Below are 14771 nucleotides of genomic sequence, written 5' to 3' on the forward strand. Positions count from 1 at the left end.
AATAGAAAAATCGTTAGGCACCATGAACAAGGCCTTTGTTCGCGCGCAGTACCTCGACGACCTGCTGATGCGCCATCTGCGCAGCTTTCTCGGCGACATCGAGCCGGATGCGATGGCCTTGCTGCTGCAGCATCTGCAATGGGTGGAGCTGGCCGGCGGTCAGACCCTGATGAGCCAGGGCGAACCCGGCGACGCGATGTACCTGACCGTCAGCGGCCGGCTGCGCACCTATATCAGCGACGAGGACGGCCGCCAGCGCATGGTGCGCGAGATCAGCCGCGGCCAGATGGTCGGCGAGATGAGCCTCTACACCGACGAGCCGCGCTCGGCCACCCTGGTGGCGATCCGCGACACCGTGCTGGTGCGCCTGGGCAAGGCCGAGTTCAGGCAGTTGCTGGCGCTCAGCGGCCAGGTCTCGATCGCGCTGACCCGGCAGATCATCAAGCGGCTGCAGACCGAGGGCGCTCGCTCCTCGATGGACCGGCCGGTGACCATCGGCCTGCTGCCTATCAGCGCCGGTGTCGATCTCGGCACGTTTGCGAGCGCGCTGGCCGAGCAGTTGCGCAGCATCGGGCGGGTGGCCGTGGTCGATGCCGACCTTCTGGACGCCGACCTGGGCCTGCCCGGCCTCACCCACCGCGAGCAGGGCGATGCCGAAGCCGACCGCAGCATCGCGGTGCGGCTCGACGAGATCGAGGCCGAGAATGACTTCGTGCTGCTGCTCGGCGACGCCACGCCGACCTCCTGGACCTATCGCTGCAGCCGCCATTGCGACGAGCTCTATCTGCTGGCCGACGCCGATGCGCCGCCGCTGATCCACCCGATCGAGGCGGAATGCCTGGTGCGGCGCCCACCGCGCACCGACGCGGCCGAGATCCTGGTGCTGCTGCACCCGGCCGAGCGGCGCTCGCCCGCTGGCACGGCCGCCTGGCTGGAGCGCCGGCCGCTGACCGATCATCTGCACATCCGCCCCGCGCTGACGCGCGATATGGCCCGGCTCGCGCGCCTGATCAGCCGCACCGCGGTAGGCCTGGTGCTGGCCGGCGGCGGCGCGCGCGGCATTGCCCACCTCGGCGTCTACCGGGCGCTGCAGGAGCGCGGCATCGAGATCGATGTGGTGGGCGGCACCAGCATCGGCTCGGTGATGGCCGGCTATGTGGCCACCGACCGGGGTTTCGAGGCGGTGCTGGCCAACGCGCGCAAGGTCTTCTCGGCCAAGCCCACCAGCGACTTCAATCTGATCCCCCTGCTCTCGCTGATCAAGGGCCGGCGCCTGAGCGGCCTGGTCGATACCGCGCTGCGCGAGCTGACGGGCCAGGATGAGCTCCGGGTCGAGGATGTCTGGAAGACCTATTTCTGCGTCGCCACCAACTACTCGAAGGCCAGCGAGCACATCGTGCGCCGCGGTCCGATGCGCAATGCCATCCTGGCCAGCATCGCCATCCCCGGCGCGCTGCCGCCGATGATCATCGACGGCGATCTGATGTGCGACGGCGGCACCTTCAACAACTTTCCCGTCGACGTGATGCGCGGCATGCGCGGCGTCGGCCGCGTGATCGGCGTGGACCTGAGCTTCCGCAAGCCGCGCCGCATCACCCACGATGACGTGCCGGGCACCTGGGCGCTGCTGCGCGACCGGCTGCGCCCGCGCGCCCAGCGCCGCTACCGCCTGCCCTCGCTGGCGGCCTTTCTGATGAACGTCACCGTGCTCTACAGTGTCTCGCGCCAACGCCAGGCCCGCAAGCTGACCGATGTCTATATGAACCCGCCGCTGGACCGGGTCGGCATGCTGCAATGGAAACGCTTCGAGCACATCGTCGCGCAGGGCTATGCCCATGCCTGCGAGGTGCTCGACGGGACCGCTGCCGTGCCGGCCGCCAACGACTGAGCCCGAGGATTGCCATGAACCACGCGCGCGCTCTGCTGCAAGGTCTGATCACCCGCTGGAGCCAGCGCCGCCCGGCCAACGCCGACGCGCCCGCCGCGCTGGATCCGCGCCTGCAGGCCTGCGCCGACAAGATCTGCAGCGCCGCCGAGGCGGTGGCCCAGATTCGCGCCGGCGAGCATGTCTTCGTCGGCACGGCCTGCGCGACACCGCGCAGTCTGGTCGCGGCGCTGGAGGCGCACCGGCCGACGCCCGCCGATGTCGAGCTGCTGCACTTCCTGACCGACCATGCGCTCGCCCACGATGCGGCCGGCCAGCCGCAGACGCGCTTTCGGCACCGCAGCTTCTTCGTCGGCCAGGACATGCGCGCCGCGGTACGCCAGGGCCTGGCCGACTATGTGCCGATCTCGCTGGCCCGCGTGCCCCAGCTGATGGCGATCGGCCGCATCCCGGTCGATGTGGCGCTGATCCAGGTCTCGCTGCCCGACGAGTTCGGCTATGTCAGCCTGGGCCTGTCGGTCGATGTGATCCCGGCCGCTGTGGCGCGCGCCCGCCTGGTGATCGCCGAGCTCAATCCGCAGATGCCGCGCACGCTGGGCGACTCGATGCTGCACATCGGCGAGATCGACCATCTGGTGCCGGTCGACACACCGGTGATCGAGTACCGGCATCCGGCCCAGCCGGGCGCCGTGGTCGAGAGCATCGCCCGCTATATCGGCAGCATCATCGACGACGGCTCGACCCTGCAGATCGGCCTGGGCCGCTTCAGCAACGAGGCCCTGAAGTACCTCAGCGATCGCCAGGACCTGGGCATCCACTCCGACGTCATCACCGACGCCATCATCCCGCTGCTGGAGCGCGGCATCCTGACCGGCAAGAAGAAGAGCCATCAGGTCGGCAAGATCGTCTGCAGCTTCGCGATGGGATCTCAGCGCCTGTACGAGCTGATCGACCGCAACCCGCTGTTCAGCTTCCAGCCGATCGAGGCGGTCTGCGACGCCTGGACCATCGCCCGGCAGCACAAGATGGTGTCGGTGACCCAGGCCTTCGCGGTGGACCTGACGGGCCAGGTCTGCGCCGACCAGTTCGGCGGCGATTTCTACGGCGGCCTGGCCGCCCAGGCCGAGTTCCTGCAGGGCGCCTCACGCTCGGTCGGCGGCAAGGCCATCATCTGCCTGGCCTCGACCGATGAGGAAGGTAAAACGTCCCGGATTCGCGGCATGCTGCAGGCAGGCGAAGGCGTCGCGATCGCGCGCAGCGATGTGCATTACGTGATCACCGAGTACGGCATCGCCTATCTGTTCGGCAAGAGCATCCGCGAGCGCGCCGTGGCGCTGATACAGATCGCCCACCCCGAGCACCGCGCCGCGCTGCTGGAGCAGGCCAAGGCCCTGGGCTATCTGCCGGCCGAGCAGCAGCTGCGCAATCTGCGCGCCTATGCGGTCGAGGAGGAGGCCCAGGTCACGCTGAAGGACCGGCGCCAGGTCTTGCTGCGCCCGGCCGGCGCGGCCGACGGCGACGCGGTGCGCGCGCTGTTCCACCGCATGCCCGAGCGCGATGTCTACACCCGCTTCTTCCGCCGGATCCGCGGCCTGTCGATCGCCGATGTGCAGCGCCTGTGCAATGTGAACTGGGAGACCGAGGTGGCCCTGGTGGCCGTCACCGGCCCCCGCGAGGACCCGCAGGTCGTCGCCCATGCGCTGTATGTGCTGGACCCCAGCACCAACCTGGCCGAGACCGCCTTCATCGTCCACCCCGACTGGCAGGGCACGGGCCTGGGCGCCCAGCTGCAGCACCATCTGGCCGCCCATGCCCGGGCCGCCGGTGTGCTGGGCTTCGTCGCCGAGATCCTGCCGAGCAACGAGCACATGATCCGCCTGGCCAGGCAGGGCGCCAGCCAGGTCAGGAGCGAGCAGATGGATGGCACGGTCAGGGTGACGGCGCTGTTCTGAACGCGGTCGGCCGCGGGAAATCCCGATGTCGGATTTGTTGACATCGCAGTCACGCAAGACTTGACCCTCTTGCAGCAAAACCCCTGCCGCGCCGGCCTCCGGCGCGTACTCGTGGGGTCAGGCATTGCTCTTGCGTGCATGTATCCCCACGCACAGCAGCCCGACGTGCTGCCATTTCGGCACACGCATCGGATCAACCGGCATCAGGCCGCTTGCATCGCATGCCAACAGGGAGAAAACCATGAAAAGCAAAATCCGCCAAGGCTTGGCACGCGTCGCCTTGGCAATGGGCCTGGGGCTGGGCGCGCTTGGCGCCGCGCACGCTGCGTTGATCACCGGTAATGTCGATCCCGCCTTCGGCGCCGTGCTGCCCGGCGTGTCCTACAGCGGCGCCTTCAGCTTCAACGTCGCCGATAGCTGCACCAGCAATGCCGCGGGGCTGGTGCTGGTGAACGCGGTGGCGAGTTGCGGCGGCCCGGTGGCGGTGAACTTCGACTTCAATATCTACGAAACCGCCAACCCAGCCAATCTCGAGACCGTCAATCTGGCCTTGAGCAGCAACTTCCTGTGGGTGCTGGATGGCTTCGTCATCGGCCTGAACACCGTCGGCACCGGCTATTTCAACGACTTCGTCGGCGGCGCCGTCGCGCCGGGCAAGTATTTCGATCTGATGAGCATTGGCAACTACTACATGCCCACGATTGCCGTCGGCGAGAGCTGCGGTGCCCCCTGTGTCAATCTGCTGGGCTTCGCCAGCACCGAGGACATAGAGATCAAGGTCTTCCACAGCGATGACCTGGGCCAGAGCAAGCTCGGCGTCGATGCCAGCGGCCGCGATGTGGGCTACCGCATCACGCGCGAGAACGGCGAGATCGTCCTGGCGCGCACCGATGCCACCAACAATCAAGTGCCCGAGCCCGGCAGCCTGACGCTCGCCGTCCTCGCCCTGGCTTTGCTGGCGGCGCGCCGGCGTCAGGCGTCCTGAGCGAGGCGCAGCACCTGGGGCGTATCGGCACCCCAGGCCTGCTGCCAAGCCGAGGCATAGGCATCCTCGGGCAGTGCCTCACGCAGGCGCTGGAGAAAATCCTGCCAGCGCACCTCGCCCCTGGGTGAGCGGGCCACCCCGGCCAGCTCGCGCAGCCCGCTGACGCCGGCCGCCAGCCTGACCGCGCGGTCCGGGCTGCCACCGGCCAGCGCCAGTTGCGCATGCGCCTCCAGGCAGACCAGTAGCTGCGCACGCATCTCCAGGCGGTCCAGAGCCTGCAGCGCCCGGCCCAGGTGATCGCGGGCCTGCACCGGCTCATCGCCAGCGTGCAGGTTAACCAGGCCCAGCCACAGCAGCGCATTGGCCAGGCCGCGATGATCGCCGGCCGCTTCGCAGCAGGCCCGGGATGCGTCGATGGCCTGCCTAGCCACTGCCAGTTCACCGGCCTCCAGCGCGAGCTGCCCGAGCGCCAGCTCGGCCTCGGCTTCAACCTCCGGATGTTCGATCTCCCGGGCCAGAGCCAAGGCCGCCTGCAAACGCAGCCGCGCTTGAGTTTTCTCACCGCGAAAGGCCTCAATCTGGCCCAACTGCAGCAAGGCAATGCTCTCGCCGATGCGATGACCGGTCTGACTTAACAGGGCCAGCGCCTCCTGACCTGCAATAGACGCCTGCACTGCATCGCCAGCATTTAGAAACGATACCGCCATCGTGGAAAGGGTTGCCGCAGTGTCAATATCGTTGTCCAGACCTCGCCTCAATTGGAGGCTGGTCGCCAGGAGACTCAACGCCTGGTCATGATCGCTCTGCGAATAGGCAAGGCAGGCCGAGACATACAGCGCGTGCGCATGGAAAAAGTCATCCGCCTGCACGCGCGGCACCCCGAGCAAGGCCCGCACCTGCTCTCGCCCTTCGCTGACATGCCCACGCAGAATCCAGAAGTTCTGCAGCGCAATCACCATCTTGGCCGCCACAAACACCGTCTCATCCGTCGCCTGCATCGCGAACTGAAAAGCCGCGCGCAGATTGTCCAGCTCCACATCGCCACACTCGGCCCAGCGCCCCTGCTCCGGCCCCTGCATGCCGTTGCGGATCTGCTTGGCCACGCCGAAGAAGTGCTGGCAATGCGCGGCGCCAAGCAGCGCCTCCTCGCCGGCCTGCGCCAGCTTCTCGCGTGCGTACTCGCGCAGCGTCTCCAGCAGCCGATAGCGTGCGCCGTCGGGCGCCGTGTCCATCAGCACCAGCGACTTCTCGACCAGCGAACCCAGCAGATCCAGCACATCCAGGCTGTCCAGCGGCGCCTGCGCGCAGACCTGCTCGGCGGCGGCGAGGTCGAAGCCGCCGGCAAACACGCCCAGGCGGCGGAACAGCTGCTGCTCCGGCTCGCCCAGCAGCTCGTGCGACCAGTCGACCAGCGCGCGCAGCGTCTGCTGGCGCTGCTGCAGCACGCGGTCGCCGCCGGTCAGCAGCTTGTAGCGGTCGCCCAGGCGCTTGTTGATGTCGGCCACGCTCAGCAGACGCACGCGCGCCGCCGCCAGCTCCAGCGCCAGCGGGATGCCCTCCAGCCGCGTCACCAGCTCGGCGATCGCCGGCGCCTGATCGGGCGTCAGCTCGAAGCCGAACTTGTGGGCCTGGGCCCGCGCAACGAACAGGCGCACCGCCGTCGAGGCCGCCAGCTCCGCGATACCGGCAGCGCGCCCCGGCAGCGGCAGGGGCTGGACCGGATAGGCCTGCTCGCCCGGCACATGCAGCGCCTCGCGGCTGGACGCCAGCAGGCGCACATCGGGCGCGGTCTTCAGCAGCGCATGGGCCAGGCTGGCGCAGGCCGGCAGCAGGTGCTCGCAGTTGTCCATCACGAGCAGCGCGCGGCGCGTCTTCAGATGCGCGCTCAGCGTCTGCAGCAGCGGCCGGCCCGGCTCCTCGCGCACACCCAGCACCTGGGCCGCCTCGGCCAGCACCAGGGCGCCATCGCGCAGCGGCGCCAGGTCGAGGAACCAGACGCCATCGGGGAACTCGGCGCGCAGCTCGTCGGCGACCTGCAGCGACAGCCGCGTCTTGCCCAGACCGCCCATGCCCAGCAAGGTCAGCAAGCGGGTCTGCTGCAGGCGCTGTTTGATCTCGCCCAGCTCGCGCTCACGGCCGATGAAGGAGTTCAGCTGCTCCGGCAGGTTGTTCGGGATCTGCCGGATCGGCAGCCAGCGCTCGCCGACCCGGGCAACGCGGTAGCTCTTGTCGCCATCGGGCGGCGCGGCAAACGGCACCCCGTCCGCCACCGCGACCTCGAACAGCTCCAGCGGCTCGGCCACGCCCTTCATCAGCCAGTGCCCATGCGACTGCACGCGGCCGGCGGCGATCTCGCCCAGCGCCTGCCGCGCCTCGGCGCTCAGCAGGGTCTGGCCGCCCTGGGCCAGCGCCATCACGCGCGCCGCGGTCGGCTTGGCCAGGCCCTCGACCTCCAGCGGCTTGGCGCCGCGCGCCACATCGTCGTGAGCGTTCTCGCGCAGGATCACCGGCCCCACATGCAGGCCGGCGCGCGCCTTCAGCGGGATGTGCAGGCCGGCCAGCGCCGCGTGATAGGCGCGGGCATAGGCCAGCGCCTGGCCTGCCTGCTCGAACAGCAGCAGCATGCCGTCGGTCTTGTCGATCTCGCGGCCGCCATGCAGCGGCAGCAGATCGCGCGCCGCGCGGTCGTGCGCGGCCCACAGCTGGGCCATGTCGTGATCACCCAGCAGGGTGGACAGGTGGGTGCTGTCCACCACATCGGTCAGCAGCAGGGCACGGATCTCGCTCATAGGCCGGGACGATGCCACAGAAAGGAGACCGGCCTATGCCGGGCTTACTCTCGGCATCGTGGCGTGAACGGCCGCGTCAGGTCAGCTGCAGCTCGCGGCGCAGGGCCGTCGCTTGCAGGAACTGTGCACGTTGGATCGGATCCTCGAAGATCGCCGCCTGCGCGATCAGCCCGCGTCGGGCGGCGGCCAGGGTGGCGGCCAAGCATGGGGCGTCAAGCGGGTCCTGCTGCTGCGCCAGCACGCGGGCGCACCAGATGGCGGCATCCGCCTCGTCGTCCTGCCAGCCGCCGCGACCGGCCACGGCGGCCAGCACGGCCTCGACACCGGCCCGCGCGCCGCTGGCGTCACCGGCCTGCTGCAAGGCGCAGGCGACGCCGGCTTCGCAGGCCAGTGCCTGCGCCGGCTCGCCGCTGGCCGCCAGGCCGGCCTGCGCCAGCCGGCCATGCTCGACGGCCTCGCGCCAGCGACCCAGCAGATAGCAAGCCTGAAAAGCGGCGTCATGACCGGTGCATTGGATGTAGCGGTCGCCGATGCCCTCTGCCATGCGGATGCCGTCGAGCGCATGGTCCAGCGCTTGCGGCGCCTGCCCCAGTTCGACCAGCACGCCGGCCAGATTGCAGCGCGCCTGCGCACCGATCTGCCGGTGATCAATGGCATCGCAGAGCTGCAGCAGCTGGCAAAGCTGCTCGCGGGACTGTTCCACCAGGCCGCACTGCTGGGCGGCGAAGGCCAGATTCAGCAAGGCGATGGCCTCGCCGTAGCGGCTGCCGATGCTCCGGTATTTGGCCAGCGCCTGCTCGCCACTGGCGAAAGCTTGCTGAAAAAGGCGTTCGGCCGCATAGCCGACGCTCAGATTGTTCAGCACGGAGGCCTCGGTATAGCTGTCTTCGCAGGCACGCGCGAGGGTCAACGCGGCCTGCGCATGCAGGCGCGCCTCCTGATGGCGACCCTGGCGGCCCAGCGCCATGATCAAGGTGCTGTGCACCTTGGCCGCCTCGGCCGGAGCCCGCTCACCGGCCGCAGCCAGGCGGCTCAAGCCCAGGGCATGGGCCGACTCGTACTCGCCGTTCTGGCACAGGCGGTGCATGCGGTGCTGCGCGGCAATCAGGCGCAGCACCGCGTCATCCTGCGCGTCCGCCTCGGCTTCCAGCGCCGCGACGGCCTGCTCATACTCGGCCTCATCGCCGCGGCGCGACCACGCATGGGTGCACACGCGCAGCATCGCGAAGCGCCGCTGCGGGTCAGCACCGGTATCCAGCGCCAGCGCGCGGCAGGCATGGGCCAGCGCCGCGCTGTCGGCATGGCGGGCCACCGCTTCCTGGGCCGCCCGGGCCCAGTGTTCTGCGGCACGGTCGGGGAGGCCGGCGCGCTCGAAATGCTCGGCGATCAGGCCGGCGAACTCTGCCTCGCGCCCCGCGCTGCGCGCCTCCAGCCACAGCGCGGCGCAGCGGTGTTGCTCGCGCCGGTCATGCTTGAGCACGGTGCCGTAGGTGACGTCATGCAGCAGATGGTGCCGGAAGGCAAACTCCATCGCATCGGCGAAGGCGCCGCCGTCCTGAGGCAACACCAGCCCGCGCTGGCTCAGCGCGCCCAGCGCTGCCGGTGCATGGCCGTCGAGCGCGGCCAGGGCCTCGTCCCAGAACACGGCGCCGATCACGCTGGCCTGCTGCAACGCGCGCCGCTGCGGCATCAGCAGCGCATCGAGCCGGGCCTGCAGCACGCCCACCAGCGTGGTGGGCACCTGCAGGCGCTGCAGGCCTCCGGCGGCGAGCCGCCAAGGCGTGGCGGAGATGTCCAGCTCGCCCTGGTCCACCAGCATCTGCAGCAGCGCCTCCATATGGAAGGGGTTGCCGTCGGTGCGCTCGATCAGCAGCGTTTGCAGCTGCTGTGCGGCGGCGCCCGCCGGCTCACCCAGCTGGCGCAGCAGGGAGCGCGCCAGCGTCTGGCGGTCCGTCGGATCCAGCAGTGCCAGCGCCAGGCGGGTGCACGCCGGCCAGGTCTCAGCCCAGCCGGGCCGCCGCTCCAGCAGCTCGGGCCGTGCGGCGCACAGCAGCAGCAGCGGCAGCTCGTCACCGACGGCGCACAGCTGCTCGATGGCATCGAGCGAGCCCTCATCGGCCCAGTGCAGATCGTCCAGCATCAGCACCAGCACGGCAGGCGGCGGCAGCCGCGCGCAGGACAGGCGCAGGAACTCGATCCAGGCATGCAGGGCGCGCGCCCGCAGCTGCCGACCGTCCTGCAGGATGCCGGCGATGAAGGGGCTGGCCCGGTAGTCCAGCCCGATCAGCTGGCCCAGCAGCGCGGTCTGTTCATCGGCCCGCTCGCCGAACAGCGGCGCCAGGCCGTCAGCCAGCTTGGCCTGGGCCAGCGCCAAGGGGTCGCTGTCCTGCACATCGAAACAGCGGAACAGCAGATCCCGGATCACGCCGTAGGGCTGATGCAGCCCCTGCGGATGGGCACTGGCGTGCAAGGGGCCGCCGCCCGGGGTCGACAGGCCCGCCTCGAACTCGGCCAGCAGGCGCGTCTTGCCCAGACCGGCATCGCCGATGACGGTGATTTGCCGCTGGGTCCGCCCGGCCTGCACGGCGGCCAGCGCGGCCCGCATCTCTGCCAGATCGGCATCGCGCCCCACCAGGCCGGCGTTGACGGCATCCAGGCCATGCCGCAGCTGCTGCGCGCTGCGCGGGCGCTCGCGCTCGACCCGAAAGGTGAGCATCGGCGCGTCGACGCCCTTGATGTGCAAGGCCTGGCCCTGCTGCACGTCGAAGCGGTCCTGCACCAGCCGGTAGGTGTCCAGGCTGATCAGCAGCCCCCCGGGCGGCGCGCACTGCTCCATGCGCGCGGCGATATTGACCGCGCTGCCGCGTATCGTGCCCTCGGCATCGACACCACCGCCCAGCAGCACCTGGCCGGAATGAATGCCGACCCGCACATCAAAGCCCTGATGACCGTGCGCCTGTTGCACCTGCTGCGCCACGCTGCGGCCGGCAGCCAGCAGCGCCAGACCGCAGCGCGCGGCGCGCTCGGCATCGTCTTCCCGCACCTCGTCGGCGCCGAAGCCGGCCAGCAGGTTGTCGCCCGCGTACTGCAGGACACGGCCGCCATGAGCCTGCACCACGCCGGTGAAGCGTGCCATCGCGCCATCCATCACCGCATGGATCTCTTCCGGGTCGAGCTGCTGGCCCAGCGCGGTGGAACCCACCACATCCAGGAACAGGATGCTGACCAGGCGCAGCGCCTGGCTCTGCGTCGACTCGGAGCCGGCAGCCTGCAAGGCCTGTGCTTGAGCTTGCAGGCCGGCCACCGCGACATCAACGACGGCATCGCCCAGCAAGGCGCGCTGCGACTCCAGCGTCGCGATGGCCGCCTGCAGCGACTGCAGTGACCGGGGCGGCCCGGCCGCTGGGCCGCTCATGAGCCCAGAGCCTTGCGGCCCGGCCGGGTGTGCGGTGTGGCGGTTGCCGCGGTTCGATGTCGGTTGCACAGACTCATGCTCGGACCCTCGATGCAGCGGCCGAGTTTAGAGGCGGATGGCGCGACCCGGCACCCGTTGTCCCGCCAATCCTGTCCCCGTCTTTATCGACCTGGCCCCAAAAGGACTGGCCGGCAAGCCTGTAGCGGCTCCACAGTCACGCTATGCTGGCTGCGAAAGGACCAGCCGCCATGCGCATCGGAGCACTCAGCCAGGCCACCGGGGTCGATATCGAGACCATCCGCTTCTACGAGAAAAGTGGCCTGCTGCCCGGCCCGGCGCGCAGCGCCAACGGCTATCGCGACTATGCGCAGCCGCATCTGGAGCGCCTGGCCTTCATCCGCCACTGCCGGGCGCTGGACATGTCGCTGGCCGATGTGACCCTGCTGCTGGCCAGTGTGCACAGCCAGGACCCGGCCCAGCTCGCCAGCGTCGACGGCCTGGTCGAGGCGCAACTGGCCAAGGTGCGGGCACGCCTGGCCAGCATGCAGGCGCTGGAGAAGCAGTTGGTGGCATTGAAGGCGCGCTGCGACGCCGATCACGACGCCCATGGCTGCGGCATCCTGGAAGAGCTGGTGGCGGCCGCCCATGGCGAGGCCTGTGCCTGCCATGGGCAGGGAAAGACCTGACCCTTCCCTAGAACTAGGTTCTCGCAAACCCCTGCCCGACCCGAACACCCGTCCCCCAGAATGGGGATGAAGGTAACAGATTGTGCGGTCACGATGAGCACCACCGACTCACAGGGAGAGGGTTGGCCCGAACTGGTTCGAGCCACCAAAACCATTGTGGTGGTGGATGTCGTCGAATCAGTGCGCTTGATGCAGGCCAACGAGGCCGATGTCATCGACCGCTGGCGGCGGTTCGTGCATGAGGTCCGGAGTCAGGTCTTGCCCGCCCATCAGGGGCGCATGGTGAAGAGTCTTGGCGACGGGATGTTGCTGGAGTTCGATGAGGTGTTGTGCGCCGTCAAAGCGACATTTGAACTCCAACGTCGCTTGCCATTGATCAACCAGGGCAAATCCGCGAGCCAGGCACTTTTACTACGCATTGGTGCGCATGTCGGCGCCGTGAGTATTGATCGCGATGACGTCTATGGATCGGGAGTCAATTTGGCCGCAAGGTTTGCCGCCAGCGCTGAACCTGGAACGTTTGTCGTTTCCGCCGAGATCCGTGATGCCCTGGTCCATGAGTTGGATGCCCGTGTCGAGGACATCGGCGAGAAGTACTTCAAACACCTTGATGCGCCGCGCCAGTGCTTCGCGCTGAGCAGCAGCGCGAATGATGCCGCAATGCCTGCATTCGAGCCCCCGCCTGATACCAGGTCGGTCATTTTGGTGTTGCCCTTCACCACACTGACACCGGGTTCGCATGGCGCCCTGTTTGGGGATCTCATCGCTGACGAAATCACACGCGCCCTCTCACGCTGCGCTGCTTGGCGGGTCATATCGCAACTGTCTGCGGCAGCACTGCGAGGACGTCGGGTGGACCTTCAAGGCCTGAGAACGATGTTCGACGCCCGCTATGTCATTTCCGGAAAATGCTTCATGCGGGGATCAACCGTTCTTATCAGTCTTGAGTTGACCGATGTGCATACCGGGTCACTCATGTGGGCCGACAGCATGGAAATCGAACAGACACAAATTCTGTCCGACGCAAATCCAGTGGGTAACAAAGTTGCACAGGACGTCGCTCGCGTGCTTTTCGCAAATGCCGTCGAACAAAGCCGTGGTCTCGGACTGGATGCGGTGGACTCGCATGTGCTTCTATTCAGCGCCATCGCCTTGATGCACCACTCGACGGCCCAGGACTTTCAGCGCTCACATGCCTGCCTGGAGAAGTTGCTGTACCGGCACCCCCGATCGCCGGACGTCCTCGCCTGGCAGGCAAAGTGGCACGTCATGAGTCTGGTTCAGGCTTGGACAACCGCTCCTGACATCGAGGTCAGGCTTGCACACCAACGAACCCAGAGTGCGTTGAGGCTGTACCCATCGCATCCTCTGGCTCTGTCCATCGATGGCTTGGTCGCCGCGTTGATTGATAAAGATCTTGAGAGAGCGGAGCAGCGCTATACCGAGGCCCTCGCTGCCAACTCCAGCGAACCCTTGGCGTGGCTGTTCATGTCGGCCTTGTACGCCTATCGCGATCAAGGCGCAGCTGCCGTCGACGCCGCTAGGCAGGCCATCAAGTTGTCTCCGCTGGATCCGATGCGGTATTTCTTCGAGACTTTCTCAGCTCATGCAATGCTGTCCGCCAACCAACTGGCGGAGTCCGTCAGCACCGCTGAGTTGTCTTTGCGACTGAACCGGCGGCATATGCCGACCTATCGCACGCTTGCCATTGCGCAGTTGCTACAGGGCGATGTCGACGCCGCCAAGCTGTCGGTCCAGGGCTTGCTTGCAATAGATCCACGCTACTCGGTAGATGCTTTCGAAAGAAACTATCCCGGCCGAGGAACCGCATTTGCAAACCGCTGCGCCCAAGCCTTGAGGCAAGCCGGCCTACCGCAGCGCTAGTCAGCCCCTCCTTTACCGTCGGAGCACGCCATGTCCACAGGAGCTTTCTCAACAGTTGGTCCGTTCGCCTACACGGGGAACAATGCCTACGCCTACACAGGCACCAACGCCTATACGGGTAGCAATGCCTACGCCTACAGCAACAGTATGGAAGCCTACGGATTCGATGGCTTCCCCGGCAATGGGATGTTGACGGCTGCGCTGCTGGCGACGCGAACCGAAATTCTGCGTGGACAGAGGCCGGTCACCTTGGGCGGTGCTGGTGACCGAGGTTCGGCATGGTCATCCCTCCCACCCCTCTCTCAGGCAAGCAGTGCGCGCCGCCATGGTCCTGCGGTGCGAGCAGCTCTCATCATGAGCGAACTGCTCGGCTCGGTGGCGTTCGACCGCAACGGCCATCAGGCTCAGGTCCAGGCCACCGACTTCAACGGTCAGGTCTATCCGCTTTTCACGATGAACCGGCCTGATCGCGGGTTCTTCGAAGGCCAGTTGCAGTTGATGGATGCCATGGTGAGTGCACGTGACAGCCGGGCCCCCGAGATATTGACCCAGGTAGCACCTCCGCTGGCCTACTTTGCATCCATCATGAATCTGCAAACCGGCCGGCATCGTCACACACTGGAAGCCCTGCAACTGGCCTTGCAGTTCAGCTATGCGATCTGCATGTACTTCAAGCACACCTTGGCTTGCCCAAGACCGAGCGAGTACTCGGTCACCGTCCAGCCGCTTCTGGAAGTGCCACGGCACCCGGCATTTCCGGCAGGGCATGCCGTCGAGGCGCATGTCACTGCGGCACTATTGGGCCATCTCCTCGGTGACATGGCGCCGCCCACTCATGTGAGGAACTATCTCCGCCGCTTGGCCTTCCGAATTGCCGAGAACCGCGCGATCGCAGGTCTGCATTTCCCTGTCGATCTTGAAGCCGGCCGGCAGCTTGGCGACGTGCTGTCAAGCTACCTGCTCGCTACAGCGAGGCAGGCCAATTCCTGGGGCGCCGGTTCATTCCCTGCCACTGCGCTGACCGGCAGCGCGGCCGGAGCGACGGCCTCATTCAACGAGGCAGCACCCTTGGTTTCGCCCAGCCCAGTTGCTGTCGCCGATGCAGCTGTGTCCTTCCCGGTTTGGTGCGATCTGTGGGAGCAAGCCAAGAGCGAATGGTCCTGAACGGAAGCCGA

The 14771-nt window shown here is 67.6% G+C and carries 8 protein-coding genes; 6 read left to right on the forward strand and 2 right to left on the reverse strand.

The genetic code is table 11. From position 1 onward, the window contains the following. Positions 1-22: 22 nt before the first annotated feature. The 3 genes from O5M90_RS14870 (at position 23) to O5M90_RS14880 (ending at position 4822) form a co-directional block, all read left to right on the forward strand. Positions 23-1888 (forward strand): patatin-like phospholipase family protein, encoded by a 1866-nt coding sequence (locus O5M90_RS14870; RefSeq protein WP_269839357.1) that lies wholly within the window; start codon positions 23-25, stop codon positions 1886-1888. Between the two features lie 14 nt (positions 1889-1902). Then, the gene (locus O5M90_RS14875) at positions 1903-3837 is read left to right on the forward strand and encodes a GNAT family N-acetyltransferase (RefSeq protein WP_269839358.1); all 1935 of its coding nucleotides are present in this window, start codon (positions 1903-1905) and stop codon (positions 3835-3837) included. Positions 3838-4078: 241 nt separating this feature from the next. Continuing rightward, complete coding sequence (locus tag O5M90_RS14880) at positions 4079-4822, forward strand: PEP-CTERM sorting domain-containing protein (RefSeq protein WP_269839359.1); 744 nt, start codon at positions 4079-4081, stop codon at positions 4820-4822. Here the strand turns inward: O5M90_RS14880 and O5M90_RS14885 are convergent. Continuing rightward, the gene (locus tag O5M90_RS14885) at positions 4810-7611 is read right to left on the reverse strand and encodes an ATP-binding protein (RefSeq protein ID WP_269839360.1); all 2802 of its coding nucleotides are present in this window, start codon (positions 7609-7611) and stop codon (positions 4810-4812) included. The two genes, O5M90_RS14880 and O5M90_RS14885, sit on opposite strands and share 13 nt — an antisense overlap. A gap of 76 nt (positions 7612-7687) precedes the next feature. After that, the gene (locus O5M90_RS14890; RefSeq protein WP_440402132.1) at positions 7688-11026 is read right to left on the reverse strand and encodes an ATP-binding protein; all 3339 of its coding nucleotides are present in this window, start codon (positions 11024-11026) and stop codon (positions 7688-7690) included. A gap of 248 nt (positions 11027-11274) precedes the next feature. Between O5M90_RS14890 and O5M90_RS14895 the strand changes: the two genes are divergently transcribed. The 3 genes from O5M90_RS14895 to O5M90_RS14905 all read left to right on the forward strand — a co-directional run bounded on the left by O5M90_RS14895 (position 11275) and on the right by O5M90_RS14905 (position 14760). Further along, complete coding sequence (locus O5M90_RS14895) at positions 11275-11712, forward strand: Cd(II)/Pb(II)-responsive transcriptional regulator (protein WP_137942472.1); 438 nt, start codon at positions 11275-11277, stop codon at positions 11710-11712. Positions 11713-11805: 93 nt separating this feature from the next. Continuing rightward, positions 11806-13596 carry an adenylate/guanylate cyclase domain-containing protein gene (locus O5M90_RS14900; protein ID WP_269839363.1) on the forward strand — a complete coding sequence of 597 codons (1791 nt, stop codon included), beginning with the start codon at positions 11806-11808 and terminating at the stop codon, positions 13594-13596. Between the two features lie 30 nt (positions 13597-13626). Continuing rightward, positions 13627-14760: a phosphatase PAP2 family protein gene (locus O5M90_RS14905; protein ID WP_269839364.1), complete on the forward strand. Its 1134-nt coding sequence runs from the start codon at positions 13627-13629 to the stop codon at positions 14758-14760. The last annotated feature ends 11 nt before the right edge of the window (positions 14761-14771 follow it).

This window comes from Paucibacter sp. M5-1 (assembly GCF_027498415.2).
GTDB lineage: Bacteria > Pseudomonadota > Gammaproteobacteria > Burkholderiales > Burkholderiaceae_C > Roseateles_E.

Bases quoted from the DNA above. Each gene is read 5' to 3' on its own strand.
- O5M90_RS14885 (WP_269839360.1), bottom strand. From the start codon at position 7,611: ATGAGCGAGATCCGTGCCCTGCTGCTGACCGATGTGGTGGACAGCACC.
- O5M90_RS14875 (WP_269839358.1), top strand. From the start codon at position 1,903: ATGAACCACGCGCGCGCTCTGCTGCAAGGTCTGATCACCCGCTGGAGC.
- O5M90_RS14880 (WP_269839359.1), top strand. From the start codon at position 4,079: ATGAAAAGCAAAATCCGCCAAGGCTTGGCACGCGTCGCCTTGGCAATG.
- O5M90_RS14895 (WP_137942472.1), top strand. From the start codon at position 11,275: ATGCGCATCGGAGCACTCAGCCAGGCCACCGGGGTCGATATCGAGACC.
- O5M90_RS14905 (WP_269839364.1), top strand. From the start codon at position 13,627: ATGTCCACAGGAGCTTTCTCAACAGTTGGTCCGTTCGCCTACACGGGG.
- O5M90_RS14900 (WP_269839363.1), top strand. From the start codon at position 11,806: ATGAGCACCACCGACTCACAGGGAGAGGGTTGGCCCGAACTGGTTCGA.
- O5M90_RS14890 (WP_440402132.1), bottom strand. From the start codon at position 11,026: ATGAGCGGCCCAGCGGCCGGGCCGCCCCGGTCACTGCAGTCGCTGCAG.
- O5M90_RS14870 (WP_269839357.1), top strand. From the start codon at position 23: ATGAACAAGGCCTTTGTTCGCGCGCAGTACCTCGACGACCTGCTGATG.